Here is a 26,620-nt window from a genome sequence, read left to right as displayed (position 1 = left end):
TTCGACCGAAAGAACCGACATGGCAACGCTCCAGATCACCGACCTGCACGTCAGCGTCGAGACCGAAGACGGCCCCAAGGAGATCCTCAAGGGCGTCACCCTGACCATCCGGTCCGGCGAGACCCACGCGATCATGGGCCCCAACGGCTCCGGCAAGTCGACGCTCGCCTACTCGATCGCCGGCCACCCCAAGTACACGGTCACCTCCGGTGAGGTCACCCTCGACGGCGAGGACGTGCTGTCGATGTCCGTCGACGAGCGCGCCCGCGCCGGCCTCTTCCTCGCGATGCAGTACCCCGTCGAGGTCCCCGGTGTCACCGTGAGCAACTTCCTCCGCACCGCCAAGACCGCCATCGACGGCGAGGCCCCCAAGCTGCGCACCTGGGTCAAGGAGGTCCGCGGAACGATGGAGGAGCTGCGCATGGACTCCTCCTTCGCCGACCGCAATGTCAACGAGGGCTTCTCCGGTGGTGAGAAGAAGCGCCACGAGATCCTCCAGATGGAGCTGCTCAAGCCGAAGTTCGCCGTCCTCGACGAGACCGACTCCGGCCTCGACGTCGACGCGCTGCGCGTCGTCTCGGAGGGCGTCAACCGCGCCAAGGAGTCGACCGACGCCGGCGTCCTGCTCATCACGCACTACACGCGGATCCTGCGCTACATCAAGCCCGAGTTCGTCCACGTCTTCGTCGACGGCAAGATCGCCGAGGAAGGCGGCCCGGAGCTGGCCGACCAGCTCGAGGCCGAGGGCTACGACCGCTTCATCGCGACGGGGGAGCCCGCCACGACCGCAGGGGCCTGACGATGACCTCGCAGCTGATCCCCGAGGAGGAGCTGGCCGCGATCCGCGGTCAGTTCCCGATCCTCGAGCGCACCGTGCGCGGGGGCAAGCCGCTCGTCTACCTCGACTCCGGCGCGACCTCGCAGAAGCCACTCGCCGTCCTCGACGCCGAGCGCGACTTCCTCGTCACCGCCAACTCCGCGCCGCACCGTGGTGCGCACGCGCTGTCCGAGGAGGCCACCGAGGCCTACGAGAGCGCCCGGGCCGACATCGCCGGGCTCATCGGCGCCCAGCCGCGCGAGGTGGTCTTCACCAAGAACGCGACCGAGGCGCTCAACCTCGCCGCCTACGCCTTCTCCAACGCCGAGGTGGGGTCCCCCCTTCGTCTCGGTGAGGGCGACGAGGTGCTCATCACCGAGGCCGAGCACCACGCCAACCTCATCCCGTGGCAGGAGCTGTGCCGACGCACCGGCGCGACCCTGCGCTGGATCGGCGTGACGACCGAGGGCCGGCTCGACCTCGACCAGCTCGACGAGATGGTCACCGAGCGGACCAAGGTCGTGGCCTTCACGCACGCGTCCAACGTCCTCGGGGCCGTCACCGACGTCCCGCGGGTCGTCGCCGCCGCCCGCGCCGTCGGGGCCATCACGGTCCTCGACGCGTGCCAGTCGGTGCCGCACCTGCCCGTCGACGTCACCGAGCTGGGTGTCGACCTGCTCACCTTCTCCGGCCACAAGATGTACGGCCCGAGCGGCATCGGCGTGCTCTGGGGTCGCTACGACCTGCTCGAGCAGATGCCCGCCTTCCTCACCGGCGGCTCGATGATCGAGATCGTGCGCATGGAGGGCAGCACCTATGCGCCGCCGCCCACGCGCTTCGAGGCCGGCGTGCCGATGACCAGCCAGGCGATCGGCCTCGGCGCCGCCGTGCGCTGGACGCAGGAGATCGGCGTCGAGCGCATCGCCGCGCACGAGCAGGCGCTCACCGCGCGGCTGCTCGACGCGCTCGCGCAGCGCCCGTGGGTGCGTCTCGTCGGCCCCGCCGACACCGACCACCGCGGCTCGGCCGTCTCCTTCGTCGTCGACGGGGTGCACGCCCACGACGTCGGCCAGGTCCTCGACGACCAGGGCGTCGCCGTGCGCGTCGGCCACCACTGCGCGTGGCCGCTGCACCGCGCCTTCGGCGTCGCGGCGACCACCCGCGCCTCGCTGGCGGTCTACAACACGCCGGCCGAGATCGACGCGCTCGTCGCGGCGCTCGACCGGGTGCCCGAGATCTTCGGCATCGATCGGGGGGCCGCCTGATGGACCTCTACCAGGAGCTCATCCTCGACCACTCCAAGCGCAAGGTCGGCCACGGCCTGCGCGAGGGGCACGTCGCCGAGGTGCACCACGTCAACCCGACCTGTGGCGACGAGGTGACGCTGCGCGTCCACCTCGACGGCACCGGCCCCGACGCCCACATCACCGACATCTCCTACGAGGCGATGGGCTGCTCGATCTCGATGGCGAGCACCTCGATCCTCGCAGAGGAGGTCACCGGTGAGGTGATCCACGACGCCATGGACGTCCACGCCGCGATGCGGCACATGCTGACCAGCCGTGGTCAGGACCCGGGCGACGAGGAGGTCATCGGCGACGGCGTCGCCCTGGCCGGTGTCGCCCAGTACCCGGCGCGCGTCAAGTGCGCGCTGCTCGGCTGGATGGCCCTCACCGACGCCCTGGCCCAGGCCGGCGTCGACGTCCCCAGCACGACCGAAGGAGAGTCCGCATGACCGCCCAGGCCCCGACCCCGAGCAATGTCGCCGACGTAGAGGAGGCCCTGCGCGACGTCGTCGACCCCGAGCTCGGCATCAACGTCGTCGACCTCGGCCTCGTCTACGGCATCACCGTCGACCCGCAGAACCACGCCGTCATCGACATGACCCTCACGTCCGCGGCCTGCCCGCTGACCGACGTCATCGAGGACCAGGTCGACGGTGCGCTGGCCGACATCGTCGCCGACGCCCGGATCAACTGGGTCTGGATGCCGCCGTGGGGCCCGGACAAGATCACCGACGACGGGCGCGAGCAGCTGCGCGCCCTCGGCTTCAACATCTGAGCGACCCCTGACGATGACCCGCACGGTCGAGGTCGGCCCCGAGCGGCTGGACCGGTGGGTCGAGGGCTTCGGTGCCCGGCACGACGGCGTCATGCGCGCCGACGAGCCGGGCACCGTCGCGCTCACCGGCGGTGACGGCGCCACGGCGACGGGGGAGCGCTTCGACCACGAGCGGATCGGGCTGGTCCTCGTGCGGCGCGGCGGGTACGCCGTCGGCCGTGACGAAGGGGGTGACCTCACCGCGCACACGTGCGGCACCGCCTATGTGCAGTCCCGGACGAAGAAGGGCGGCTGGAGCCAGCAGCGCTATGCCCGTCGGCGTGGCAACCAGGCCGACGGCGTGCTCGACAAGGTGCGGGAGATCTCCCTTCGCCATCTGGGGCCGGGCGCGGTCGACGCACTCGTCCTCGGTGGTGACCGGAGGATGGCTGAGCAGGTCCTCGACGACCCCCGTCTGGCGCACCTGCGGGACCTGCCGCGCCGGACACTGTGGGGCCTGCCCGACCCACGGCTGGCGGTCCTGCGGGACGCCGCGCGCCGGGCTCGGGCGGTGCGGGTCGTGATCACACCGGAGCGGACCGACGGAGGAGCGCTCGACTAGAGTGCCCCCGCGAACGCGGGCCGACGGCGGCCCGCCCGGGGGATCGGGGGATCTCATGCTGCGTCGACCACTCGTCGCCCTCGTGGCGCTCGGCCTCTCGTGGACCGTGGTGAGTGCCTCGGCGGTCGCCGCCGATCCCGCGGCGCCGACGCCCGCACCGACCTCGACGCCTCCCCTGCCCGAGCCGTGGATGCGTCCCGGCGAGGTGGCTCCGCAGGCCTACCAGGGCACGCCGCAGACGCAGTCCCCGGTGGCGAGCGCCCCACAGCGCCGATCCCTGGGGCCGGGGGTGCGGACCGCGGCGGTCGTCGCCGACTCGGCGTGGTCCTGGTACATGGATCCGCGGGTCCTCGGCACGCGCACCGCGACCTATCTCAGCTCGGTGCGCAACAACGGCGACATCCAGGTGACCAAGGTGGCCCGGGTGAGCGCCGAGCTGTCGCACACCGTCCTCGCCGCCCGCTTCCAGGCGGACGACCACAACGCGCCCTCGCTCACCGAGCTGCCCGACGGGCGGATCGCGGCCTTCTGGACGGCGCACTCGAGCGTTCCCGCGCGCTACCGCATCACGAAGCGCCCGGGTGACCTGTCGAGCTTCGGTCCCACGCTCCGGCTCACCGGCTCGGGGCTGGAGTCGGCCCCCTCGACCTACACGACGATGCTGCAGGTGGGGGGAGCCGCATACCGTTACCACCTCTTCACCCGACGCACGTCGGACAACGCGTGGGTGATGACGCGCAGCAAGCACCTTGCGACGTGGACACCGGCCGTGCGGCTCTTCGCGCACGAGGGGCGGGAGGACCCGCCCTACCCGAAGTTCGTGACGGCGGGCGACGGCACCATCCACATCGCGGTGTCCGACACGATGGCCTCACCCGGGCAGCGCAGCTCGATGTACCACCTGACGCTGCGTGACGGGGTCTTCCGCCAGAGCGACGGCACCCCGATCCGCACGCTGGCCGAGGTCGCGGGGAGCGCCGGTCAGGCCCCACGACCCATCGACCCGCGCGAGGCGACCCTCGTCTACGACGGTCGCAGCGCCGACGGCCGGGCGCGCGTCTACGACATCGCCGTGTCGGGTGGGGTGCCCACCATCGTCCTGACGACGGGCGCCGAGGACGGCACGTGGACCTACAAGTGGTTCCGCCACCTCGCAGGCACGTGGACGATGCGCACCCTCGACCGTGCCGGCGGCGCGCAGCCGTCGGGGATCACCCTGCGTCACGACGACGCCGACCGCGTCTTCCTCTCCCGCGGGGAGGGGGACGTGGGCAGCCGCGAGCTCTACGAGTACCGCACGGGCGACGACGGGGCGTCCTGGCAGGCGCGTGCGGTGACGCACGGGTCGACCAAGGGCAACCGGACCCCGGCCGCCCCGTGGGGAGCGCAGGACGGGCCGGTGTCGACGGCATGGCTCGCCGGCCCCTACACCTCCTTCAGCTCGGGCCAGTGGGCGACGACGGTCTCCATCGAGACGACCGACCCGGCGCCCCTCGAGCTGCGCTCGACGTGGCCGATCGGGTGGTCGAAGGGCAAGGGGATCGACGGCCGGATCACCGCGGGTGTCGGCGGAGTCGGCGTCCCCGGCCAGCGCGCCTGGATCGTCGCCCGGCTGCCCGGTGGAGAGGAGCGCCGGAGGAACTCGGCCCTCACCGACGCCGACGGATCGGTGCACCTCGCGGTCAACCGCTACTACCCGAGGGGGACGCGGGTGCGGGTCGAGGTGCCGGCTGCCGGCGGATGGGGGCGGGCGAGCACCGCGTCGGTCGACACCGCCACGGACACGACGGCCATCGACCTGGACTCGACGTGGCTGCCCGGGTGGGACCGGGGCCTGGGCGTCGGCGCCTCGGTGACGCAGGTCCGGGACGGCGCGCCCCGGGTCGGCGCGAAGGTGTGGGTGCTGGCGCGCTTCCCCGGCGGGACCGAGCAGCGGCGCAACTCAGCGGTGACCGACACGCAGGGATCGGTGCACCTGGGGATCAACCGCTACTACCCGAAGGGCACGCGCATCCGACTGCAGGTGCCGGCGCAGAGCGGGTGGGGCTCGGCGACGAGCGAGAGTCACTGGACGGGCAGCTGAGCCCCGCTCAGATGTTGTTGGGGTCGCTGACCTCGAAGGTGTCGCAGGTGTTGACCGAGTCGGTCTTCATCCCGCGCAGGAGCCAGGCCTGACGCGCCTTCGCCGAGCCGTGCGTCCAGCTCTCGGGGTTGACACCGCCGCCCGACTTCTTCTGGATCTCGTCATCGCCGACGGACTTGGCAGCGCCCATGGCGTTCTTGATGTCCGACTCGCTGATGTCGGTGATGAGGACCTCGCCGTTGGCGTCCTTGGTCTCGGTCGCGTGCTTCATCCACATGCCGGCGAAGCAGTCGGCCATGAGCTCGACGCGCACGGCGCCCGAGTCGGCGCCCTTCGGGTCCTGCTGCGCGCGGTCGAGGATGCCGTAGACGTTCTGGATGTGGTGGCCGTACTCGTGGGCGAGGACGTAGAGCTCGGCGAGCGTGCCGTCCTGGGCGCCGAGCTGCTGCTCCATGATGTCGAAGAAGTCGGTGTCGATGAAGATCTTCTCGTCGAGGGGGCAGTAGAAGGGCCCGACCTGGTTGCTCGCGGTGCCGCACTGGGACTGGGTCTGACCCGTGTAGACGACCGTCTGGGCCGGGCCGCGGAACTGCTGCCCGGCGTCGTCGAGGGCCTTGGCCAGGTCCGGCTGGTCGCTCCAGAAGTCCTGCAGGCTGTTCTCGCCGAGGACCATGAGGCAGCGGCGCTCCTTCTTCGCGTCGGCGCCCGTCTTGCAGTTGTCCTGCACCCAGGAGTCGCCGCCCGCTCCCGCCGTGTCCTGCGGAGCACCGCCACCGCCGCCCCCGGTCGGGTCGAAGCCGAGCAGGACCATGACGATGACGACGATGACGCCGACGATGCCGCCGCCACCCGCGATGACCGGGCCGCGGCCTCCGCCGCCTCCTCCACCACCCATGCGGGAGGTGTCGAGCGACGCGTTGTCGTTGATGCTCATCTGCTGGCCTCCATCGGGGGCAGGGTCTCGACCGATGCACGCGGATGCGGGAACCCCCGGATCCGCGACTTACACTAGCCGCCGACCGACCCTTCGTACGTGCAGGAGAACCACCCGTGATCACAGCCAGCGGCATCGAGCTGCGCGCCGGGTCCCGGATCCTCCTCGAGGACGCCAGCTTCCGTGTGGCGGCGGGCGACCGGGTCGGTCTCGTGGGACGCAACGGCGCCGGCAAGACCACCCTGACCAAGGTCCTGGCAGGGCAGGGTCAGCCGGCCGCCGGGAGCGTCACCTCGAGCGGCGGCATCGGCTACCTCCCGCAGGACCCGCGCACCGGTGACCTCACCGTCACCGCGCGTCAGCGCATCCTCTCCGCCCGCGGACTCGACCGCATCGTCACGGACCGCCGTACGGCAGAGCAGCGGATGGCGAGCGCTGACGCCGAGACGCAGGAGCGGGCGATGTCGCGTTTTGCGCGGCTGCAGGAGGAGTTCGAGGCCGCCGGAGGCTACGCCGCGGAGTCGGAGGCGGCGAGCATCGCCTCGGCGCTCGGGATCGACGAGGCCCGGCTCGACCAGACCCTCGAGACCCTCTCCGGTGGCCAGCGTCGTCGGGTGGAGCTCGCCCGGATCCTCTTCTCCGGCCACGAGACCCTGCTGCTCGACGAGCCGACCAACCACCTCGACGCCGACTCGATCACCTGGCTGCGCGACCACCTCAAGAGCTACAAGGGCGGGCTGATCATCATCAGCCACGACGTCGACCTGCTCGAGGTCGTCGTCAACCGCGTCTTCCACCTCGACGCCAACCGCTGCGAGATCGACCAGTACAACATGGGCTGGAAGAACTACCTCCAGCAGCGCGAGACGGACGAGCGCCGCCGCAAGCGCGAGCTGCAGAACGCGCAGAAGAAGGCCGGCGCCCTGCTCGACCAGGCCGAGAAGATGCGCGCCAAGGCCACCAAGGCCACCGCCGCCCAGCAGATGATCAAGCGCGCCGAGCGGATGCTCGCCGGCGTCGAGGGGGAGCGGACCCAGGACCGGGTGGCCAAGCTGCGCTTCCCCGACCCCGCGCCCTGCGGGCGGACCCCCCTTCGTGCCTCCGGCCTCTCCCGCTCCTACGGCAGCCTCGAGATCTTCACCGACGTCGACCTCGCGATCGACCGGGGGAGCAAGGTCGTCGTCCTCGGGCTCAACGGCGCCGGCAAGACGACGCTGCTGCGGATGCTCGCCGGGGTCGACGCACCGGACACCGGGCAGGTCGAGCCCGGGCACGGCCTCAAGCTCGGCTACTACGCGCAGGAGCACGAAAACCTCGACGTGGACCGCTCGGTCCTGGCGAACATGAAGTCCGCGGCCCCCGACCTGGGGGAGACCGAGGTGCGCAAGGTGCTCGGCTCCTTCCTCTTCACCGGTGACGACGTCGACAAGCCGGCCGGGGTGCTCTCCGGCGGCGAGAAGACGCGGCTGTCCCTCGCCCTGCTCGTCGTCTCCAGCGCCAACGTCCTGCTCCTCGACGAGCCGACCAACAACCTCGACCCCGCCAGCCGCGAGGAGATCCTCGGGGCGCTGTCGACCTTCAAGGGCGCGGTCGTCCTCGTCACCCACGACGAGGGGGCCGTCGACGCGCTGCAGCCGGAGCGGATCCTGCTGCTGCCCGACGGCGTGGAGGACTTCTACAGCGCCGACTACCGGGACCTCGTCACCCTCGCCTGACCACGCCGGCCCACCTCGCGCTCCATCAGGTGAGACGCATAACAGGCAGTTATGCAATCCATAAGGGCACTCGTAGGATGGGCGGGTGACTGTGACGACCCGCCCCACCCGCACGAAGTCCACCGGCGCCTGGGCCGACGGCGACCGGACCCCGCTGAACCACAACGAGGAGTTCAAGCAGGAGGACGACGCGCTCAACGTGCGCGCCCGGATCGAGGACGTCTACGCGCAGGGCGGCTTCGCCTCGATCGCCCCGGACGACCTGTCCGGTCGCTTCCGCTGGTGGGGCCTCTACACCCAGCGCAAGCAGGGCCTCGACGGCACGCACACCGGCGAGGACGGCCTCGACGACGAGTACTTCATGATGCGCGTGCGCAGCGACGGCGGTCGGATGAGCACCGAGCAGCTGCGCACCGTTGCGGGGATCAGCACCGAGTTCGCCCGCGACACCGCCGACGTCTCCGACCGGCAGAACATCCAGCTGCACTGGGTACGCATCGAGGACGTGCCGGAGATCTGGCGCCGCCTCGAGTCCGTGGGCCTGTCGACCACCGAGGCCTGCGGCGACTGCCCGCGCACGATGCTCGGCTCGCCGGTCGCCGGCATCGACAAGGCCGAGATCATCGACGGCACCCCGGCCATGGACATCATCAAGCGCGAGCACATCGGCAGCCCCGAGTTCTCCAACCTGCCGCGCAAGTACAAGACGGCGATCTCCGGCTCGCCGGTGCTCGACATCGCCCACGAGATCAACGACATCTCCTTCGTCGGCGTCGAGCACCCCGAGCACGGTCCCGGCTTCGACGTGTGGGTCGGCGGCGGCCTGTCGGTCAAGCCGATCTTCGCCCAGCGTCTCGGCGTCTGGGTCCCGATCGAGGACGTCCCTGCTGTGTGGCACGGGGTCACCTCGATCTTCCGTGACCACGGCTACCGGCGCCTGCGCAACAAGGCCCGGCTGAAGTTCCTCATGGCCGACTGGGGCGCGGAGAAGTTCCGCCAGGTCCTCGAGGACGACTACCTCGGCCGCCGTCTCGTGGACGGGCCGGAGGCGGTCGCTCCGAAGGGGAGCCGCCGCGACCACGTCGGCATCCACGAGCAGGTCGACGGCCGGGTCTGGGTCGGCGCCGCGCCGATCGCCGGACGCATGACGGGGACCAAGCTGACCCGCCTCGCCGAGCTGGCGGAGGCGGCCGGATCGCAGCGGATCCGCTTCACCCCGCACCAGAAGATCCTCGTCCTCGACGTCGAGCCCGACCGGGCCGACGCGCTGGCCGCGGACCTCAAGGAGATCGACCTCGACGTCCACCCGAGCGAGTGGCGCCGCAACGTCCTCGCGTGCACGGGCCTCGAGTTCTGCAAGCTCGCCCTGACCGACACCAAGAACCGCGCCCGGTGGACCGTCGAGGAGCTCGAGAAGCGCCTGACCATCGACGTCCCCTTCAGCATCCACTTCAACGGCTGCCCCAACAGCTGCGCCCGCAGCCAGGTCGCCGACGTGGGCCTCAAGGGCATGCTCGACAAGCGCGAGGACGGCACCCACCAGGAGGTCTTCCAGGTCCACCTCGGTGGCGCCCTCGCGGAGGAGACCGCGCTGGCCCGCAAGACCCGCGCACTCAAGGTCGCCGGCGACGACCTGCCCGACTACATCGAGCGCCTCGCCCGCACCTACCTCGCCCAGCGGGACGAAGGGGAGTCCTTCGCCCTGTGGGTGCGCCGCGCCGACGAGGACGACATCCGATGAGCACGCTCCTGGACACCGACCGCCTGCGCGAGCTCGCCCGTGAGGGGCAGGAGCGGTTCGACGCGCTCGAGGCGGAGCTCGGCGGTACCCACGAGGGCCGGATCGAGATCGGCCGGCAGGCGCTGAAGTGGGCCCACGAGACCTTCGGCGAGGGGCTGACCGTCGCCAGCTCGATGGGTGACGAGGTGCTCGTCCACCTCGTCGGCACGACCCTCGAGGGCGCCGATGTCTTCTTCCTCGACACCGGCTACCACTTCGCCGAGACGCTCGGTACCCGCGACGCCTACGAGGCCATGCTGCCGATCAGCATCCGCACGATCTACCCGAAGCTCACCGTCGCCGAGCAGGACGCCGAGCACGGGCCGAAGCTGCACGACCGGGATCCCAACCTGTGCTGCGCGATGCGCAAGGTCGAGCCGCTCAACCGGGCGCTCGAGGACCACGACGCCTGGGTGACTGGCATGCGCCGCGAGGACGCGCCGACCCGCACCGACATCACCGTCGTCGGGTGGGACGAGCGTCGCGGCATGGTCAAGCTCAACCCCATCGCGGGCTGGACGCAGGACGACGTCGACCAGTACGCCGCAGAGCAGTCGGTCTTCCTCAACCCCCTTCGCCAGAGCGGCTACGCCTCGATCGGCTGCGCGCCCTGCACCCGCCCGGTCGCCGAGGGCGAGGACGCCCGCGCCGGACGCTGGTCGGGCACCGACAAGGTCGAGTGCGGCCTGCACACGTGAGCTCGTGACCACGGTCCTGCTCGCGCACGGCTCGCCCGACGCGCGGCACGCGGCGACCCTGGAGCGGCTGCGCGCCCGGGTCGCCGGACCGCTCGACGAGGCGGGGCGCGGGAGCACCCACCTCGTCTACATCGAGCACGACCACCCGCGTCCTGACGAGCTCGGGCCCGGCATCGCCGACGAGGTCACGGTCGTGCCGATGCTCATCACCCCGGCATTCCACGCGCGGGTCGACGTCCCGGCGGCCGTGCGGGCCCTCGGCGCTGGCGGTGCCCACGCCCGGGTCACGAGCGCCCTCGGTGGCCACCCGCTGCTCCTCGACGCCGTCGACGAGCGGCTGCGGGCCGCGGGCCACGACCCCGGCAGTCCGACCCTGCTCGTCGCCGGCGGGTCGAGCTCCGGGCAGGCCGGGCAGAGCATCCGTCGGCTGCTCGACGCGCACCCGCGCGAGGGCTGGCTGACCATGACCCTCGCTGCGCCCCGCGCCGGTGCCGCACGGGGCCGGCTCATCGTGCCGGCCACCCTCGCGGAGGGTGTGCTGCACGACAGGGTGGCCGCCCTCGCCGAGGCGAACGGTGCCCCCTTCGTCCCGGGGGGACTGGCCGACACCGACGCCGTCGCACGCCTCGTCCTGCACCGCGTCCTCGGCTGAGGCCGGCGCCCGCGGCACTTTGCGTGCGCGGGAATCCCTTGTGGTGCACCGTGGTTGTCGCACCGGGGACGACAAGGAGCGGACGATGATGATGAACAGCACCTGGGGGCTCATGCAGTCGATGAGCCGGGGTGACTCGGTGACCTCGACGCCGCTGCCCAAGGGCACCGCCAGGCGGGTCCTCGGCTACGCGGCGCCCTTCAAGGGCACCATCGCGGCCTTCCTCGGGCTCGTCGCCGTCGGCTCGATGACCGTCGTGGCCGTGCCACTGCTCCTGCAGCGCCTCATCGACGACGGGGTCACGCCGCAGGACCGGCAGGTCGTCGTCGTCATCGCCCTGCTCGTCGCCGCGATCGCCGTCGTCGAGGCCGTGACGAGCCTCGTCCAGCGGTGGCTGTCCGCGCGCATCGGCGAGGGGCTGATCCACCTGCTGCGCACCGAGGTCTTCGCCCACGTGCTGCGCCAGCCGATCGCCTTCTTCACCCGCGCGCAGACCGGTGCCCTCGTCAGCCGGCTCAACAGCGACGTCATTGGGGCCCAGCAGGCCTTCACGACGGTGCTCTCGTCGGTCGTCAGCAATGTCATCTCGCTCGTGCTCATCCTCGGCGCGATGTTCGCCCTGTCGTGGCAGCTGACCCTCGCCTCGCTCGTGCTCGTGCCCTTCTTCGTCCTCCCGGCGAAGTGGATGGGCCGACGGCTGGCCGGGCTCGCCTCGGAGCAGATGAACCTCAACGCCGACCTCGGCAACCAGATGACCGAGCGGTTCAACGTCGCCGGTGCCCTCCTCGTGAAGATCTTCGGCTCGCCGGCCCGCGAGATCGAGCAGTACGACCAGCGGGCCGCCCGCGTGCGCGACATCGGCGTCAAGATCGCGACCAACCGGGCCTTCTTCTTCGTCATGCTCACCGCGCTGGCCTCGCTCGCGACCGCGATGGTCTACGGCGTCGGCGGGGTCATGGCCGTCGACGGAGCGCTGACCGTCGGCACGCTGCTCGCCCTGGCCGCGCTCCTCGCCCGCCTCTACGGGCCGCTCACGGCACTGTCCAACGTGCACGTCGACGTGCTCACCGCCCTCGTCTCCTTCGCCCGCCTCTTCGAGCTGCTCGACATGCCCTCGAGCATCCGGGAGGCACCCGACGCCCGGCCGCTGCCGCAGGGCGAGGCGCTGTCGGTCGAGCTCGACGACGTGCACTTCACATACCCCGGAGCCGACGCGATCTCCCTTCGCTCGCTCGAAGGTGCAACCACCGGCGACCGGGAGCAGGGCGGTCCGGTGCTGCAGGGCGTGACGCTGCGCGCCGAGCCCGGTCAGCTCGTCGCCCTCGTCGGGCCGAGCGGTGCCGGCAAGAGCACGATCACCTCTCTCGTCACCCGCTTCTACGACCCGACGAGCGGCAGCGTCCGCATCGGCGGTCTCGACCTGCGCGAGGCGACCCTCGACTCGGTGAGCGCCTCGGTCGGCATGGTGACCCAGGAGGCGCACCTCTTCCACGACACCATCCGCGCCAACCTCGCCTATGCCCGCCCGGAGGCGAGCGAGGACGAGATGTGGGCCGCGCTCGAGGCCGCGCAGATCCGCTCGCTCGTCGCGGCGCTCCCCGCCGGGCTCGACACGGTCGTGGGGGACCGGGGGCACCGGCTGTCCGGTGGGGAGAAGCAGCGCTTCGCCATCGCCCGGCTGCTGCTCAAGTCACCGGCCGTGCTCATCCTCGACGAGGCGACCGCGCACCTCGACAGCGAGTCGGAGGTCGCGGTGCAACGGGCGCTCGACACCGCTCTCGAGGGGCGCACGGCCATCGTCATCGCCCACCGGCTGTCGACGGTCCGGGCCGCGGACCAGATCCTCGTCGTCGACGCGGGTCGCGTCGTCGAGCGCGGCACGCACGACGAGCTGCTCGCCGCGCACGGGCTCTACGCGTCGCTGCACGCCACGCAGTTCGAGGGGGAGGGCGACCCGGTCGAGGTCGGCTGACTCAGCCGTCCTCCTCGTCCCAGATCCGCACCTTCTTGGGCTTGGGGGCGCGCCCGGCGTCGCCCTGCTCCTGGCTCTCGCGGCGCAGCGCGAGGACGACGAAGACCCAGAGCGCCGGGATGACGAGCCACCACTGGATCGCATAGGCCAGGTGCGGCCCGGTGTCGGTGTCGGGCACCTCGAGCGGGTCAGGGCGTGGCCCGTCCGGCTCCTCCGACTGGAGCGCCACGTAGCCGCCGAGCACGTCGGCGTCGATCTGCTGCGAGACCTCGTCGAGGTTGATGCTCGCGACCTGACCGGTCGGCATGTCCCGCCCGAGGCTCTTCTCTCCCAGGCGGACCCAGCCGGTGACGGTCACCTCCCCACGCGGCGCGGCCGGGACCTCGGGGGCGACGTCCGCCCCCTTCGGGCTGTTGGGGACCCAGCCCCGGTCGACGAGGACGACACCGCCGTCCTCGAGGCGAAGGGGGAGGAGCACCTCGTAGCCGTAGGTCCCGTCGAGGGGCCGGTTGCGCACGAGGACCTGCTCGGTGGTGAGGTACTCGCCGGTCGCGCGCACCCGGGTCCACTCGTGGTCCAGGCCCACCGGGTCGGTGCCCAGGACGTCCGTCACCGGGACCGGGTCGGCGGTGTAGTGACTCGTGATCCGGTCGGCGCTGGCGGACCTGGACTCGTACTTGCCCCACTGCCACTGGCCCAGCCACACGCAGGCCAGGGACACGACGAGGACGAGGAGGAACCACCCGAGCCACCTCGGGGTGAGGGCACGGCGCAGCATCAGCCGGCGTCGTCCGGGATCTCGTCGACCGCGCAAGTCGCGACGGGGAAGCCGCGCACCGCCAGGTGCTCGCGCAGGACCTCCTCGTGCTCGTCGCACGCGAGCCAGACCTTGCGCCGGGACTCGTCGTGGATGCGGGGGTTGCGCCACAGGACGGCGCGGGTCGCCGTCTGCCGGCACGCCTTGCGGCTGCAGATGAGCTCGTCCATCAGGCGCCCAGCTGCCGGCGGTGGTCGGTGACGGGCTGGAAGGTCTCGTCGGCGGCGCGGGGGCGGACGGCGTTGACGAGGACCACGGCGATGTAGGGCAGGACGACGGCGAGGCCCACGCAGACCCAGCGCAGCCAGCCCTCGAAGAAGTAGGCGCCGATGAAGCAGGCGGTGCGCAGGGCCATCGTCGCGAGGTACTGGCGCATCCGGCCGGCCTGCTCCTCGTGGAGCGAGATCGGCGCGGTGGTCACCGAGGGGACGGGCGTGTGGGGCACCCCTTCAGGGTACGTCGCGTGTCTGGGAGCCATCCGAGGGGCGGTCCGTGTCCGGCTACCCGGGGGTAGTGCTCTAGCGTCGGGACGGGCGTGACCTGACCCACACGAGCGGACACCAAGGAGAGAGATGACATCGCGGCGAGTGCTCGTCACCGGAGGCAACCGAGGCATCGGGGAGGCGATCGCGCGACGCCTGCTCGCCGACGGCCACCGCGTCGTCGTCACCTCCCGGTCCGGCGACCCGGTCGAGGGGCTCGACGTCGTCGCCTGCGAGATCACCGACAGCGACTCCGTCGACGCGGCCTTCACCGCGGCCAAGGAGCTGCTCGACGGTGAGGTCGAGGTCCTCGTCGCCAATGCCGGCGTCACCAAGGACACCCTGCTCATGCGGATGACCGACGACGACTTCTCGTCCGTCGTCGACACCAACCTGCACGGCACCTTCCGCTGCGTGCGCCGCGCGGCCACGCCGATGGTCAAGGCCCGCTTCGGCCGGGTCGTCCTGCTCTCGAGCGTCGTGGGCCTCTACGGCTCGCCGGGCCAGGCAAACTACGCGGCCTCGAAGTCCGGGCTCGTCGGCATCGCCCGCTCAATGACCCGTGAGCTCGGCGCCCGGGGCATCACCGCCAACGTCGTCGCGCCCGGCTTCATCGAGACCGACATGACCGCGGAGCTGCCCGACAAGACCAAGGCCGAGTACCAGGCCGCCATCCCGGCGCGGCGCTACGGCCAGGCCGACGAGGTCGCCGGCGCCGTCGCCTTCCTCGTCTCCGACGACGCGGCCTACGTCTCGGGTGCCATCATCCCCGTCGACGGCGGCCTCGGCATGGGCCACTGAGCCCTCCCGCTCACCCCCGGACAACCCCCTTCGCGAAAGGCAGCAGATGCTCACCGGCAAGACCTTCCTCATCACCGGCGTCCTCATGGAGTCCTCGATCGCCTTCCATGTCGCCAAGCTCGCGCAGGAGCAGGGCGCGCAGGTGATCCTCACGAGCTTCGGGCGGACGATGAAGATCACCCGCACGATCGCCAAGCGCCTCCCTCAGGAGGCCCCGGTCATCGAGCTCGACGTCACGAGCGAGGAGGACCTCGCGGCCCTCGCCGACCGCATCGGCGAGCACACCGAGCGCCTCGACGGCGTCCTGCACTCGATCGGCTTCGCCCCCGAGGGGGCCTTCACCTTCCTCGACGCCGAGTGGCAGGACGTCGCGACCGCGATGCATGTCTCGGCCTACTCGCTCAAGGCTCTCGGGGTCGCGGCGCTGCCGATGATGACCGAGGGCGGGTCGATCGTGGGGCTGACCTTCGACGCGAGCTTCGCCTGGCCGGTCTACGACTGGATGGGCGTGGCCAAGGCGGCCTTCGAGTCGACCAACCGCTACCTCGCCCGTGACCTCGGCCCGAAGGGGGTCCGCTGCAACCTCGTCGCCGCCGGCCCGATCCGCACGACCGCGGCGAAGTCGATCCCCGGCTTCGAGCAGTTCGAGGAGTCGTGGGACGACCGCTCGCCCCTCGGCTGGGACGTCAACGACCCGGTGCCCACGGCCAAGGCCTGCACGATGCTGCTGTCCGACTGGTTCCCCGCCACGACCGGCGAGATCGTGCACGTCGACGGCGGCGTGCACGCCATGGGCGTCTGACGTCCGCCAACTCTGCAAAACCCTAGGGTCTTGCAGAGTTCCGGCCCGCCAACCCCGCAAGACCCTAGGGTTTTGCGGGGTTGGGTGGGGCGGTGGGCGGTCAGGCGAGGGGGTGGCCGCCCTCGTCGTCGGGCTGGGGGAGCGGGTCGAGGCCGATGAGGTCGAGGACCCGGCGCAGGTCGGGCTCGTCGATGCTCGCGTCCGCCTGCTCGCGCACCGCGGGCTTGGCGCAGAAGGCGATGCCCAGCTCGGCGGCGGCCATCATGTCGAGGTCGTTGGCCCCGTCGCCCACGGCGACGGTGCGGTCCGGCTCGATGCCGGCGGAGGCCGCCAGCCGGCGCAGGAAGTCGGCCTTGGCCGCGCGGTCGACGACCTCGCCCAGCACCTTGCCGGTGAGGTGACCGTCGACCACCTCGAGGCTGTTGGCCCGCGCGGTGGGGATGCCGAGCTCGCGGGCCAGGTCGTCGACGATCTCGGTGAAGCCGCCACTGACCAGCCCGACGGTGTGACCCCCTTCGACCAGCGTGGTGACGAGGGTGCGGGCGCCGGGGGTGAGGCGCACGCTCGCCCGCACGCGGTCGAGGACCTCGACCGGCAGGTCGGCGAGGGTCGCGACCCGCGCGTGCAGGCTGCCGGCGAAGTCGAGCTCACCGCGCATCGCCGCCTCGGTGACGGCGGCGACCTCCTCACGGGTGCCGGCGTGCTCGGCGATGAGCTCGATCACCTCGTCCCGGATGAGCGTGCTGTCGACGTCCATGACGAGGGCGATCGGGCCCTCTCCGGGGAGCCGGCTCACGGGCGGTCCCCGACCTCTGCGTGGCTGCGTGGCATGGCCGCAGTCTAGGAGGCGTCGAAGACGTGCCCCTTGCCGACCACGGTGATCCCGGACTCGGTGACGTGGAGCCCGCGGGCGCGGTCGGCCTCGGCATCGACGCCCAGTTCGATACCGGCCGGCAGGCGCACGCCCTTGTCGACGATGACCCGGTGCAGCCGCGCGTGCCGACCGACGTCGACACCGTCGAGCAGCACGCTGTCGCGCACCTCGGAGTAGCTGTGGACGAAGACCCCCGGCGAGAGCACCGAGTTGTCGACGTGGCCGCCCGAGACGACGACGCCGGGGGAGACGATCGAGTTCGTCGCGCCGCCCGCTCGCTCGTCGTCGGCGTGGACGAACTTCGCCGGCGGGTAGGGGCCGTGGTTGGTGTTGATCGGCCAGCTGTAGTTGTAGAGGTTGAAGACCGGGTGGATCGACGTCAGGTCGAGGTGGGCGTCGAAGTAGCTGTCGATCGTGCCGACGTCGCGCCAGTAGCCGCGGTCCCGGTCGGTCGACCCCGGCACGGTGTTGTCGGCGAAGTCGTAGGCGTGGGCGCTGCCCCGCGCGACGAAGTCGGGCACGATGTCGCCGCCCATGTCGTGCCGGCTGTCGGCCTCGGCGTCGCGCTTGACGGCATCCATGAGGGCATCGGTCGAGAAGACGTAGTTGCCCATCGACGCGTAGACCTCGTGAGGTGCGTCCGGCAGGCCCACGGGGTCGGAGGGCTTCTCGCGGAAGGCCGTGATCCGTCGCCCGTCCTCGCCGACCTCCATGACCCCGAACTGGTCGGCCGTCGAGATCGGCTGCCGGATCGCCGCCACCGTGCACTCCGCGCCGGTGTCGAGGTGCTGCTCGACCATGTCGGAGAAGTCCATGCGGTAGACGTGGTCCGCCCCGACCACGACGACGATGTCCGGGCGCTCGTCGGTGATGGCGTTGAGCGACTGGTAGATCGCGTCGGCGCTGCCCGTGTACCAGCTCTTGCCGCGGCGCTGCTGGGCCGGGATGGGCGCCACGTAGTGACCGAGCGGGGAGGCCAGCCGCCAGGCCTGGCTGACGTGGCGGTCGAGGCTGTGCGACTTGTACTGCGTCAGGACGATGATCTTGGCGTAGCCGGAGTTGACGACATTGCTCAGCGCGAAGTCGACGAGCCGGTAGATCCCGCCGAAGGGCACGGCCGGCTTGGCCCGGTCCGCGGTGAGCGGCATCAGCCGCTTGCCCTCACCTCCCGCGAGGACGATCGTCAGGACACTGGGCTGACCCCTGCGGACCATGTCGACTCCCTTCGCGGTGCTGTTGTCAGGGCCAACCTAGTGGCTCGCCGGTGTCCCTGTCCGCCCCCTCGCCCTAGGCTGACAGGGTGCGCGTCGACATCCTCAGCAAGGAGTACCCACCGGCGGTCTACGGCGGTGCCGGAGTCCATGTCGCCGAGCTGACCCGGGCCCTGCGGGAGCGGGGTGACACGGACGTGCGGGTGCGGTGCTTCGGCGCCCCGCGGGACGAAGGGGGGACGACGGCCTATCCCGACCCGCAGGGTCTGCAGGGGGCCAACCCCGCTTTGACGACGATGGGCGTCGACCTGGCCATGGCGGCCGACTGCGGGGGAGCGGACCTCGTGCACAGCCACACCTGGTACGCCAACTTCGCCGGCCACACGGCGAGCCTGCTGCACGGCGTGCCGCACGTCGTCTCGGCGCACAGCCTCGAGCCCCTGCGCCCGTGGAAGGCCGAGCAGCTCGGTGGCGGCTACGCCCTCTCGTCGTGGGTCGAGCGCACCGCCTACGAGGCAGCGGCCGGCGTCATCGCGGTCAGCCACGGCATGCGGGCCGACATCCTGCGCAGCTATCCTGCGATCGACCCCGACAAGGTCCACGTGGTGCACAACGGCATCGACGCCCGGCTGTGGCAGCCCGCGCCCGACCTCGACGTCGTGCGGCGCCACGGCGTCGACCCCGACCGCCCCTCGGTCGTCTTCGTCGGCCGAATCACCCGGCAGAAGGGCCTGCCGCACCTGCTGCGCGCGGCGCGCGAGCTGCCGCCCGAGGTGCAGGTCGTGCTCTGCGCCGGCGCCCCCGACACCCCGGAGATCCTCGCGGAGGTCGAGGCCCTCGTCGCCGAGCTGCGGGCGCGGCGGGACGGGGTGGTGTGGATCAGCGAGATGCTTCCCCGTGCCGAGGTCATCGCGCTGCTGACCGCGGCGACGGTTTTCGCCTGCCCGTCGGTCTACGAGCCTCTCGGCATCGTCAACCTCGAGGCCATGGCGTGCGAGCTGCCGGTCGTCGCAACGGCCACCGGCGGGATCCCCGAGGTCGTCGACGACGGCGTCACCGGGTGGCTCGTGCCGATCGAGCAGGTCCAGGACGGCACCGGCGCGCCGGTCGACCCGGCGCGCTTCGAGGCCGACCTCGCGGCGGCCCTCGTCGACGCCGTGTCCGACCCCGGGCGGGCGCGCGAACGTGGTCTCGCCGGGCGGCAGCGTGCGGTCGAGCACTTCAGCTGGACGAGCATCGGCGATCGGACGATGGCGGTCTACGAGACGGTGCTTGCCCAGTCCTGACGGGTGATCTCGCTGATCACCTCGCCGAGCTCGGCGCCGGGCAGCGGGTCCTCCCACTCGCGGACCTCGATGCGCACCTCGCGCATCCCGAGGCGTCGCATGACGCCGCGAGAGCCGGTGTTGACGACCATCGTCTCGGCGCGCACGACGTCGAGGCCGGGGTCGGCGAAGCACTCTGCGAGCACGGCTCTCGCCCCCTCGACGGCCAGACCCTGCCGCCACCAGCGGCGGGCGAGCCGGTAGCCGAGCTCGGCGGCACTCCCTTCGCGCGGCCACAGGGACCACCAGCCGACGGGCTCGTCCTCGACGTACCCGACCCACATCGGCCCGGGGATCTGCGGCGTCCAGAAGTCGCGCGCCTCCGCCTCGGTGCGGGCCCGCCCGAGGATGTGGCGCAGGACCTGCGCGTCGCCGTCGAGCTCGACGAGGAAGTCCAGGTCCCGCGCGACGATCGGCTCCAGCCGCAGGCGAGACGTGGTCAGCGTGCGCATCACCGGCTCGGCACCCAACCGGCCATCGCTGCGCAGGCGGCATTGGTCGCGTCGGCGAGGGTCCGCTCGCTCTCCCGCCGCAAGGAGCGAAGGGCGACGGCGCGCGACTCGTCACCCGCAGCCGTGAGGGCGCCGGAGGCCTGCAGGCCCACCTCGGCCGCGAGCGAGACGGTGCCGGCGAGCGCGATGACCTTGCGGGCCCGCTCCGGCAGCGCGGTGGGCAGGGCCCAGTCGGTGCCGAGACGCTCGTCGACGAGGTCGCGGGCGATCTCGTCGGCCCACGGGGTGCCGCCCACCGCGTCGAGCTCGTCGATGGCCAGGAGCAGCCGGCGGCGCAGGTGGCGCTCGAGCTGCGAGGGCTCGAGCGCCTCGATGCGGTGCGGGGGCACGGGGTCGGCGTCGTGGGCCATCCAGTCGATGCGCAGGCCCTCGGCCCCCGCAGAGCCGAAGGTCGAGACGCTCGGGACGAGGAGGCCGCCGAGCCCGGCGACGTAGAGCGCCTCCCCGGCGTCGGCCGCGGCATCGGTCGCGATCGGGCCGCAGCGCGGCAGCCCGGCGAGGTCGCCGGGAGAGGGCAGGGCCACGAGCACCGCCGCCTCGCCGAGGTCGCGCCACAGCCGCAGCTGCTCGACGAGGCCCTCGGTGTGGTCGACGTCGGGCAGGGCCCGTTCGACGGCCTCGGTGAGGGTGACGCCGCCCGCCCAGGCGTGCGTCACCCAGGCGGCGACACGGACGGATGCGGGCAGCTCGGGCATCTGACAGATGGTAGTCAGCGACGGTTAGGGTCGGGTCCATGAGTGATGTCCTCGCCCTGGCCGGTGCGACCGTGGTCCGCGGGGGATCCACCCTGCTGTCCGAGATCGACTGGGAGGTCGAGGAGGGTCAGCGCTGGGTCGTGCTCGGGCCCAACGGCGCCGGCAAGACGACGCTGCTGCAGCTCGCATCCGGGCGCATGCACCCGACCCGCGGGGTCGTCGGGATCCTCGGCGAGGTGATGGGTGCCGTCGACGTCTTCGAGCTGCGGCCCCGGATCGGTCTGGCCTCGGCGGCGCTCGCCGAGCGCATCCCCGGCCGCGAGCGGGTGGCCGACGTCGTCGTCACCGCCTCCTGGGGCGTCGTCGGCCGCTGGCGCGAGTCCTACGACGGCCTCGACCACGCGCGGGCCCTCGAGCTGCTCGAGGCCCTCGGCGCGGGCCACCTCGCCGACCGCACCTACGGCACCCTCTCCGAGGGCGAGCGCAAGCGGGTGCAGATCGCCCGGGCCCTCATGACCGACCCCGAGCTGATGCTCCTCGACGAGCCAGCGGCAGGCCTCGACCTCGGTGGCCGCGAGGACCTCGTCGGCCGGCTCGGCCAGATCGCCGGTGACCTCGAGGCCCCTGCGCTCGTCATGGTGACCCACCACGTCGAGGAGATCCCGCCGCACTTCACCGACGTGCTCCTCCTGCGCGAGGGTCAGGTCGTCGCGCAGGGCCCGCTCGAGATCACGCTCACCGAGGCCAACCTCTCCGAGACCTTCGGGCTCGACCTCGTGCTCGAGCAGCACGGGCAGCGCTGGGCGGCCCGCGCGCGCTCCTGAGGCCGGTGCCGGACACGCTGTGGTCACGACCGGTGGGCTGATCCCTCTTCGTCGGGGTGCGGTTGACATGATGGGGGCTCGACGCACGACCTAGGGGGCAATACATGGAGTGGCTCGGGGACAACCTCTGGCTGGCGTGGCTGGGCCTGGCGCTCGTCCTGATCGCGATCGAGGCGGCCACCGTCGACTTCGTCTTCGTCATGCTCTTCGGCGGGGCCCTCGTCGGGGCGCTGGCCGCCGGTCTCGGCGCACCCGTCGTCGTGCAGATCGTCGTGGCCGTGGCCGTGGCGCTGCTGCTCATCGCGGTGGTGCGCCCGATCGTCAAGCGGCAGTTCACCGATCCAGCCGCCTCCGCGGACATCGGGTCGGGTGCCCTGGCCGGCCGTCAGGCCCGTGTCCTCGAGACCGTCACCGAGACCGACGGGCGGGTCCGGCTCGCCGGTGAGACGTGGAGCGCCCGCGTCCCCGACGGGGCGCAGCCGTGCATGCCGGGTGACGAGGTCCGCGTCGTGTCGATCGACGGCGCGACCGCGATCGTCACCAAGACCCCCTGACCTGACCCTCCACGAAAGGACTCGCCCATGGACAGCGCCGGAATCCTCATCTTCCTGCTCGCGCTGCTCGTCTTCGCGCTCGTCATCCTCTTCAAGACGGTGCGCATCGTCCCGCAGCAGACCTCGCTGATCATCGAGCGCCTGGGTCGCTACTCGCGCACGCTCGAGGGGGGCATCCACATCCTCGTGCCCTTCGTCGACAAGGTGCGCGCCAGCATCGACCTGCGCGAGCAGGTCGTCAGCTTCCCGCCGCAGCCGGTGATCACCTCGGACAACCTCGTGGTCAACATCGACACGGTCATCTACTACACGGTCATCGACTCCAAGCGGGCCGTCTACGAGATCGCCAACTTCATCCAGGGCATCGAGCAGCTGACCGTCACGACGCTGCGCAATGTCATCGGCTCGCTCGACCTCGAGCAGACGCTGACCAGCCGTGACCAGATCAACGGCCAGCTCCGCGGCGCCCTCGACGAGGCGACCGGCCGCTGGGGCATCCGGGTCAACCGGGTCGAGCTCAAGGCGATCGACCCGCCGATGTCGATCCAGGAGTCGATGGAGAAGCAGATGAAGGCCGAGCGTGACCGTCGCGCCGCGATCCTCAACGCCGAAGGCGTCAAGCAGTCGCAGATCCTCACCGCCGAGGGTGAGAAGCAGTCGGCGATCCTGCGCGCCGAGGGCTCCGCCCAGGCGGCCGTCCTCGAGGCCCAGGGGCAGTCGCGGGCGATCAAGCAGGTCTTCGACGCGATCCACCGTGGCAAGCCGACGCAGAAGCTGCTCGCCTACCAGTACCTGCAGGTGCTGCCGCAGATCGCGACGGGCGACGCCAACAAGATGTGGATCATCCCCAGCGAGCTGACCGACGCCCTGCGCGGCATCGGTGGTGCGCTCGGTGGCGGCGACGGCGACGGGCCGAAGGGGGGTCTGGACTCGGAGGAGTGGGTCGACCCCGGCCCGGAGGACGCCAACGTCTTCGACCAGACTGCGCTCGAGGACCCGGGCGACGCCCTCGCCGAGGCGCGCGGTCAGGCCGGTCAGGCCAGCCGCGAGGCCACCGAGCACGCGACGCCCGCCTCGCGGGTCCAGCCGGCGAAGGGCCCCGGGGTCCGGCTGCCGGAGCCGACCGAGGCACCCGCCGGGCAGCCCCCGGCCCCCGCGCAGACGGACGCCGCCGAGTCGACCGAGGGGCCCGACGCGGCCCGCTGACCACACCGCGACCCCGCTCCACGACACCCGGCCCGCCCTCACTAGGGTGGCCGGGTGTCGTGGCTGGAGATGGGTGCAGTGGTCCTCGCGGGGGTGTGGGCGGGAGCGATCAACACCCTCGTCGGGTCCGGGACCCTCGTGACCTTCCCCGTGCTGCTCGCTCTGGGGACACCGGCCGTCACGGCCAATGTCTCCAACTCCATCGGCCTGGTCGCCGGGGGAGTGAGCGGCACCATCGGCTACCTCCCCGAGCTCAAGGGCATGGGGCGGCGGGTCGCCCAGCTCGTGCCGATGTCCGTGCTCGGCGCGATCACCGGTGCACTGCTCCTGCTGTGGTTGCCGCCCGAGGCCTTCGAGGCGATCGTGCCGGTGCTCATCGGCATCGGGATCCTGCTCGTCATCTTCGGTCCCCGCCTGCAGGCCTGGACGAGGTCACGGCACGAGGAGGGCGGCTCGATGCCGACGAGCCACCTCGTCGCGCTCATGGCGGGCGTGCTCGTGGCCGGCGTCTACGGCGGCTACTTCGGTGCCGCCCAGGGCGTCATCCTCATCGGCCTGCTGTCGGCTCTGTCCACCGAGCCGCTGCAGTCCCTCAACGGTCTGAAGAACCTGCTCGGCCTCTTCGTCAACGCGGTCGGCTCGCTCGTCTTCATCATCACCGCGCCGGACCTCATCGACTGGCGGATCGCCGCCCTCGTCGGGGTCGGCGCCATCGTCGGGGGAGTCCTCGGCTCCCGCTACGGTCGACGCCTGCCCCCCAACGCGCTGCGGGCCGTCATCGTCGTCGTCGGCGTCGCGGGCCTGGTGAAGTTCGTCTTCTTCCCGTGACCGAGATCCTGGACCCCACGATCCTCGCCCTCGGCGTCGTCGTCGCCATCGGGGCGATGGTGCAGTCGACGATCGGCTTCGGGATCGCGGTCGTCGCGGCCCCCTTCGTCGTCACGGCCCGACCCGATCTCATGCCGGCCTCGCTCATCGTCTGCGTCTTCTTCCTGCCCGTGCTGCAGCTGCTGGGCGGCGCGCGTGACATCGCGTGGCGTCACCTCGGGTGGGCCCTCGGCGCACGCGTGCTCGCCACCCCGCTCGGGGTGCTGGTCGTCGCGGTGGCCCCGGCCGACGTGATCGCCGTGACCGTCGGCGTGCTCATCCTCGTCTCCGTCGCGGCCTCGGTGTGGGCGGTCGACATCCGCCTCGACCGGCGCAACTCGGCCCTCGCCGGTGCCATCACCGGCGTCTCCGGGACCGCGGCCTCGATCGGTGGCCCCTTCTTCGCGCTCGTAATGCAGCACGAGCGGCCCGAGCGGCTCCGGGGGACGCTGGCCGCCTTCTTCCTCATGGGCACCGTCATCGGCATGACGGGTCTGGCCATCGGGGGCCAGGTCGATGCCGAGGACATCCGTGCGGGACTGCTGTGGGCCCCCTTCGTCCTCGTGGGGCACCTGCTCGCCGGACCGGTGCGCCGACGGATCCTTCCGGAGACGGTGCGCCGGGGGGTCCTGGTCTTCTGCGTCATCGCGAGCGTCAGCGTCATCGCCCGGGCGCTCGTCTAGCCTGCTCAGGTGCCGATCACGATCACCGACCCCACCGACGAGCGGCTGCGGGACTTCGTCGGACTCACCGACGTCAAGCTGCGACGGGTGCTCGAGCCCGCCGGTGGGCTCTATCTCGCCGAGAGCGAAAAGGTCATCCGCCGGGCGCTGGCCGCGGGGCACCGGCCCCGGGCGCTGCTCATGGGGGAGCGTTGGCTCACCGACCTCGCCGACGTCGTGGCGGACGCCGAGGCCAACGGGGTGCCGGTCTACACCGGGTCGGCCGAGGTCATCGAGGGGATCACCGGCTACAACCTCCACCGCGGCGCGCTGGCCTCGATGCACCGTCCGCAGCTGCCGACGCTCGCGGAGGTGCTCGACGGCGCACGGCGGGTGCTGATCATTGAGGACGTCGTCGACCACACCAACGTCGGGGCGATCTTCCGCTCCGCGGCAGCCCTGGGCACCGATGCCGTCCTCGTGACGCCGCGATGCGCAGACCCTCTGTACCGCAGGGCGATCCGCGTCTCGATGGGCACGGTCTTCCAGGTGCCATGGACCCGGATCGAACCGTGGCCTGCGGGCATCGAGGACCTGCGGGAAGCCGGGTGGACCGTCGCGGCGCTGGCCCTGGCCGATGACGCGGTCTCGCTCGACGAGCTGTCCGCCGACCCGCCGGAGCGCCTCGCCCTCGTGCTGGGCACCGAGGGCGACGGGCTGGCCCGGCGTACCCTCGGGCACGTGGACGTGACCGTGACCATCCCGATGGCCGGGGGAGTCGACTCCCTCAACGTCGCGGCCGCCGGGGCCGTCGCCGCCTGGGAGCTGAGGGTGCGATGAGCGCCGGTGCCGCCCGCCCGCAGTTCACCCCGACCCGCTGGCGCGAGGGCTATGCCGTGGCCGATGTCGACGACTTCCTCGACCGGGTCTTCCACGCGCTCTCGACCGGCCAGCCGGTGCCGGACGTCGCGAGTGCGGTCTTCCGCCCCACCCGCTTCGGCCAGGGCTACGACATGGCCGAGGTCGACGCCTTCCTCGACGAGCTCGCGGCGGGCCTGCCCGGTCAGTAGGGGCCGACCCGCCGCGCGGCGTGGGTGCTGCAGCGTCAGCTGCGGTACATGCCGGTGATGACGGCGCGCCCGATCGTGTGCTGGAGGTAGGTGAAGGCCGCGACGGTGCACGAGACGGAGTCGTCGATGCCCAGGTCGTCGGTGTCGAGCGCGTGGACAGCGAAGACGTAGCGGTGGGCGATGTCGCCCTGCGGCGGGGCCGCTCCGCCGAACGCCTTGGTGCCGTAGTCGGTCGCGGTCATGAAGGCGCCCTCGGGCAGCTGCGTGCCGCCCTCGGTGCCGGCGCCCTCGGGGAGGGAGGTGGTGTCGGCGGGCAGCCCGACGACGGTCCAGTGCCAGAAGCCGGCGGGCGTCGGTGCATCCGGGTCGAAGCAGGAGACCGCGTAGCCCTTGGTCCCCTCCGGGGCACCCGACCAGCTGAGCTGGGGGCTGAGGTTGCCCCCGCTGAAGCCCCAGTCGTCGAAGACCTGGGCGTCGGCGAGATCGCCACCGTCGGTGAAGCTCTCGCTCGTCACCTCGAAGGAGGCCGTCGGCGGGAGGAGGTCGTAGGGGGCCGGTGCGGTCGGTCGCGTGAGGTCCATGACCCCGACCCTAGGACGTCACGG

At 71.7% G+C, this 26,620-nt stretch carries 30 protein-coding genes; 21 read left to right on the top strand and 9 right to left on the bottom strand.

The genetic code is table 11. The features are described 5' to 3' along the window. Positions 1 to 19 precede the first annotated feature (19 nt). Genes sufC through ACQBJO_RS09020 form a run of 6 tightly spaced genes read left to right on the top strand, consistent with a single transcriptional unit; the run spans position 20 to position 5,562 of the window. Positions 20 to 799, top strand: a complete 780-nt coding sequence (sufC, locus tag ACQBJO_RS09045; RefSeq protein WP_255183487.1) for a Fe-S cluster assembly ATPase SufC — start codon at positions 20 to 22, stop codon at positions 797 to 799. A gap of 2 nt (positions 800 to 801) precedes the next feature. After that, positions 802 to 2,082 (top strand): SufS family cysteine desulfurase, encoded by a 1,281-nt coding sequence (locus ACQBJO_RS09040; RefSeq protein ID WP_421008341.1) that lies wholly within the window; start codon positions 802 to 804, stop codon positions 2,080 to 2,082. Further along, positions 2,082 to 2,552, top strand: a complete 471-nt coding sequence (gene sufU, locus ACQBJO_RS09035) for a Fe-S cluster assembly sulfur transfer protein SufU (protein WP_084451629.1) — start codon at positions 2,082 to 2,084, stop codon at positions 2,550 to 2,552. Before ACQBJO_RS09040 ends, sufU begins: the two co-directional genes overlap by 1 nt. Then, positions 2,549 to 2,878 (top strand): metal-sulfur cluster assembly factor, encoded by a 330-nt coding sequence (locus ACQBJO_RS09030; protein WP_255183485.1) that lies wholly within the window; start codon positions 2,549 to 2,551, stop codon positions 2,876 to 2,878. The genes sufU and ACQBJO_RS09030 overlap by 4 nt, the downstream gene beginning before the upstream one ends. A 13-nt stretch (positions 2,879 to 2,891) precedes the next feature. Then, the gene (locus tag ACQBJO_RS09025) at positions 2,892 to 3,479 is read left to right on the top strand and encodes an acVLRF1 family peptidyl-tRNA hydrolase (RefSeq protein WP_421008340.1); all 588 of its coding nucleotides are present in this window, start codon (positions 2,892 to 2,894) and stop codon (positions 3,477 to 3,479) included. 55 nt (positions 3,480 to 3,534) lie between these two features. Then, positions 3,535 to 5,562, top strand: a complete 2,028-nt coding sequence (locus ACQBJO_RS09020; protein WP_421008339.1) for a BNR-4 repeat-containing protein — start codon at positions 3,535 to 3,537, stop codon at positions 5,560 to 5,562. Between the two features lie 7 nt (positions 5,563 to 5,569). Here ACQBJO_RS09020 and ypfJ read toward each other — a convergent pair whose 3' ends face one another. Then, complete coding sequence (gene ypfJ / locus ACQBJO_RS09015) at positions 5,570 to 6,496, bottom strand: KPN_02809 family neutral zinc metallopeptidase (RefSeq protein ID WP_255183482.1); 927 nt, start codon at positions 6,494 to 6,496, stop codon at positions 5,570 to 5,572. A gap of 116 nt (positions 6,497 to 6,612) precedes the next feature. Here ypfJ and ACQBJO_RS09010 point away from each other — a divergent pair, with 116 nt between their 5' ends. The 5 genes from ACQBJO_RS09010 (at position 6,613) to ACQBJO_RS08990 (ending at position 13,313) form a co-directional block, all read left to right on the top strand. Beyond that, the gene (locus ACQBJO_RS09010; protein ID WP_255183481.1) at positions 6,613 to 8,211 is read left to right on the top strand and encodes an ABC-F family ATP-binding cassette domain-containing protein; all 1,599 of its coding nucleotides are present in this window, start codon (positions 6,613 to 6,615) and stop codon (positions 8,209 to 8,211) included. Positions 8,212 to 8,302: 91 nt separating this feature from the next. Further along, entirely contained in the window at positions 8,303 to 9,952 is a 1,650-nt protein-coding gene (locus ACQBJO_RS09005) for a nitrite/sulfite reductase (RefSeq protein WP_421008446.1), read from the top strand. After that, positions 9,949 to 10,689, top strand: coding sequence for a phosphoadenylyl-sulfate reductase (locus ACQBJO_RS09000; RefSeq protein ID WP_421008338.1), 741 nt, complete (start codon positions 9,949 to 9,951; stop codon positions 10,687 to 10,689). Before ACQBJO_RS09005 ends, ACQBJO_RS09000 begins: the two co-directional genes overlap by 4 nt. Before the next feature lie 4 nt (positions 10,690 to 10,693). Further along, positions 10,694 to 11,341: a sirohydrochlorin chelatase gene (locus ACQBJO_RS08995; protein ID WP_421008337.1), complete on the top strand. Its 648-nt coding sequence runs from the start codon at positions 10,694 to 10,696 to the stop codon at positions 11,339 to 11,341. Positions 11,342 to 11,429: 88 nt separating this feature from the next. Further along, positions 11,430 to 13,313, top strand: coding sequence for an ABC transporter ATP-binding protein (locus tag ACQBJO_RS08990; protein WP_421008445.1), 1,884 nt, complete (start codon positions 11,430 to 11,432; stop codon positions 13,311 to 13,313). A gap of 1 nt (position 13,314) precedes the next feature. On the opposite strand, the gene ACQBJO_RS08985 is transcribed toward ACQBJO_RS08990, so the two are convergent. From ACQBJO_RS08985 to ACQBJO_RS08975, 3 genes are read right to left on the bottom strand one after another with little or no spacing between them, the layout of a single operon-like run. Continuing rightward, positions 13,315 to 14,091 (bottom strand): SURF1 family cytochrome oxidase biogenesis protein, encoded by a 777-nt coding sequence (locus ACQBJO_RS08985; protein ID WP_421008336.1) that lies wholly within the window; start codon positions 14,089 to 14,091, stop codon positions 13,315 to 13,317. Beyond that, positions 14,091 to 14,300 (bottom strand): hypothetical protein, encoded by a 210-nt coding sequence (locus ACQBJO_RS08980; RefSeq protein WP_255183477.1) that lies wholly within the window; start codon positions 14,298 to 14,300, stop codon positions 14,091 to 14,093. Before ACQBJO_RS08980 ends, ACQBJO_RS08985 begins: the two co-directional genes overlap by 1 nt. Then, positions 14,300 to 14,575, bottom strand: a complete 276-nt coding sequence (locus ACQBJO_RS08975) for a DUF3099 domain-containing protein (RefSeq protein WP_255183476.1) — start codon at positions 14,573 to 14,575, stop codon at positions 14,300 to 14,302. The genes ACQBJO_RS08980 and ACQBJO_RS08975 overlap by 1 nt, the downstream gene beginning before the upstream one ends. Positions 14,576 to 14,702: 127 nt before the next feature. On the opposite strand from ACQBJO_RS08975, the gene fabG reads away from it, so the two are divergent. After that, on the top strand, positions 14,703 to 15,413 hold the full coding sequence (fabG, locus tag ACQBJO_RS08970; protein WP_421008335.1) for a 3-oxoacyl-ACP reductase FabG: 711 nt from the start codon (positions 14,703 to 14,705) through the stop codon (positions 15,411 to 15,413). A gap of 46 nt (positions 15,414 to 15,459) precedes the next feature. Beyond that, positions 15,460 to 16,215 carry an enoyl-ACP reductase FabI gene (gene fabI, locus ACQBJO_RS08965; protein ID WP_421008334.1) on the top strand — a complete coding sequence of 252 codons (756 nt, stop codon included), beginning with the start codon at positions 15,460 to 15,462 and terminating at the stop codon, positions 16,213 to 16,215. Positions 16,216 to 16,315: 100 nt separating this feature from the next. Here fabI and serB read toward each other — a convergent pair whose 3' ends face one another. Together serB and glgC are read right to left on the bottom strand one after the other, a co-directional pair. Further along, the gene (serB, locus tag ACQBJO_RS08960; protein ID WP_421008333.1) at positions 16,316 to 17,011 is read right to left on the bottom strand and encodes a phosphoserine phosphatase SerB; all 696 of its coding nucleotides are present in this window, start codon (positions 17,009 to 17,011) and stop codon (positions 16,316 to 16,318) included. A 44-nt stretch (positions 17,012 to 17,055) separates the two neighbouring features. Continuing rightward, complete coding sequence (glgC, locus tag ACQBJO_RS08955; protein WP_421008332.1) at positions 17,056 to 18,303, bottom strand: glucose-1-phosphate adenylyltransferase; 1,248 nt, start codon at positions 18,301 to 18,303, stop codon at positions 17,056 to 17,058. Between the two features lie 86 nt (positions 18,304 to 18,389). On the opposite strand from glgC, the gene glgA reads away from it, so the two are divergent. Continuing rightward, positions 18,390 to 19,586, top strand: coding sequence for a glycogen synthase (glgA, locus tag ACQBJO_RS08950; RefSeq protein ID WP_421008331.1), 1,197 nt, complete (start codon positions 18,390 to 18,392; stop codon positions 19,584 to 19,586). Here the strand turns inward: glgA and ACQBJO_RS08945 are convergent. Beyond that, the gene (locus ACQBJO_RS08945; RefSeq protein ID WP_421008330.1) at positions 19,559 to 20,077 is read right to left on the bottom strand and encodes a GNAT family N-acetyltransferase; all 519 of its coding nucleotides are present in this window, start codon (positions 20,075 to 20,077) and stop codon (positions 19,559 to 19,561) included. The genes glgA and ACQBJO_RS08945 overlap by 28 nt on opposite strands. Further along, positions 20,077 to 20,832, bottom strand: a complete 756-nt coding sequence (locus ACQBJO_RS08940) for a hypothetical protein (protein WP_421008329.1) — start codon at positions 20,830 to 20,832, stop codon at positions 20,077 to 20,079. Before ACQBJO_RS08940 ends, ACQBJO_RS08945 begins: the two co-directional genes overlap by 1 nt. A 38-nt stretch (positions 20,833 to 20,870) precedes the next feature. On the opposite strand from ACQBJO_RS08940, the gene ACQBJO_RS08935 reads away from it, so the two are divergent. The 7 genes from ACQBJO_RS08935 (at position 20,871) to ACQBJO_RS08905 (ending at position 26,015) form a co-directional block, all read left to right on the top strand. Beyond that, positions 20,871 to 21,656: an ABC transporter ATP-binding protein gene (locus ACQBJO_RS08935; protein ID WP_255183468.1), complete on the top strand. Its 786-nt coding sequence runs from the start codon at positions 20,871 to 20,873 to the stop codon at positions 21,654 to 21,656. A gap of 104 nt (positions 21,657 to 21,760) precedes the next feature. Continuing rightward, positions 21,761 to 22,210, top strand: coding sequence for an NfeD family protein (locus tag ACQBJO_RS08930; protein ID WP_255183467.1), 450 nt, complete (start codon positions 21,761 to 21,763; stop codon positions 22,208 to 22,210). 27 nt (positions 22,211 to 22,237) lie between these two features. Then, positions 22,238 to 23,416 carry an SPFH domain-containing protein gene (locus ACQBJO_RS08925; RefSeq protein ID WP_421008328.1) on the top strand — a complete coding sequence of 393 codons (1,179 nt, stop codon included), beginning with the start codon at positions 22,238 to 22,240 and terminating at the stop codon, positions 23,414 to 23,416. 54 nt (positions 23,417 to 23,470) lie between these two features. Continuing rightward, entirely contained in the window at positions 23,471 to 24,244 is a 774-nt protein-coding gene (locus ACQBJO_RS08920; protein ID WP_421008327.1) for a sulfite exporter TauE/SafE family protein, read from the top strand. After that, a complete protein-coding gene (locus tag ACQBJO_RS08915; protein WP_421008326.1) occupies positions 24,241 to 24,966 on the top strand; it encodes a TSUP family transporter in 726 nt (241 codons plus the stop codon). The genes ACQBJO_RS08920 and ACQBJO_RS08915 overlap by 4 nt, the downstream gene beginning before the upstream one ends. 9 nt (positions 24,967 to 24,975) lie before the next feature. After that, the gene (locus tag ACQBJO_RS08910) at positions 24,976 to 25,785 is read left to right on the top strand and encodes a TrmH family RNA methyltransferase (RefSeq protein ID WP_421008325.1); all 810 of its coding nucleotides are present in this window, start codon (positions 24,976 to 24,978) and stop codon (positions 25,783 to 25,785) included. Then, a complete protein-coding gene (locus tag ACQBJO_RS08905; RefSeq protein ID WP_421008324.1) occupies positions 25,782 to 26,015 on the top strand; it encodes a DivIVA domain-containing protein in 234 nt (77 codons plus the stop codon). The genes ACQBJO_RS08910 and ACQBJO_RS08905 overlap by 4 nt, the downstream gene beginning before the upstream one ends. Before the next feature lie 35 nt (positions 26,016 to 26,050). Here the strand turns inward: ACQBJO_RS08905 and ACQBJO_RS08900 are convergent, their stop codons facing one another. Next, complete coding sequence (locus ACQBJO_RS08900; protein ID WP_421008323.1) at positions 26,051 to 26,596, bottom strand: YbhB/YbcL family Raf kinase inhibitor-like protein; 546 nt, start codon at positions 26,594 to 26,596, stop codon at positions 26,051 to 26,053. Positions 26,597 to 26,620: the final 24 nt, after the last annotated feature.

Source organism: Janibacter zhangyanbonis (assembly GCF_050507325.1).
Taxonomy (GTDB): domain Bacteria; phylum Actinomycetota; class Actinomycetes; order Actinomycetales; family Dermatophilaceae; genus Janibacter.
Note: the sequence above shows the minus strand (reverse complement) of the source record. Positions and strands in the feature narration are given on the sequence as shown.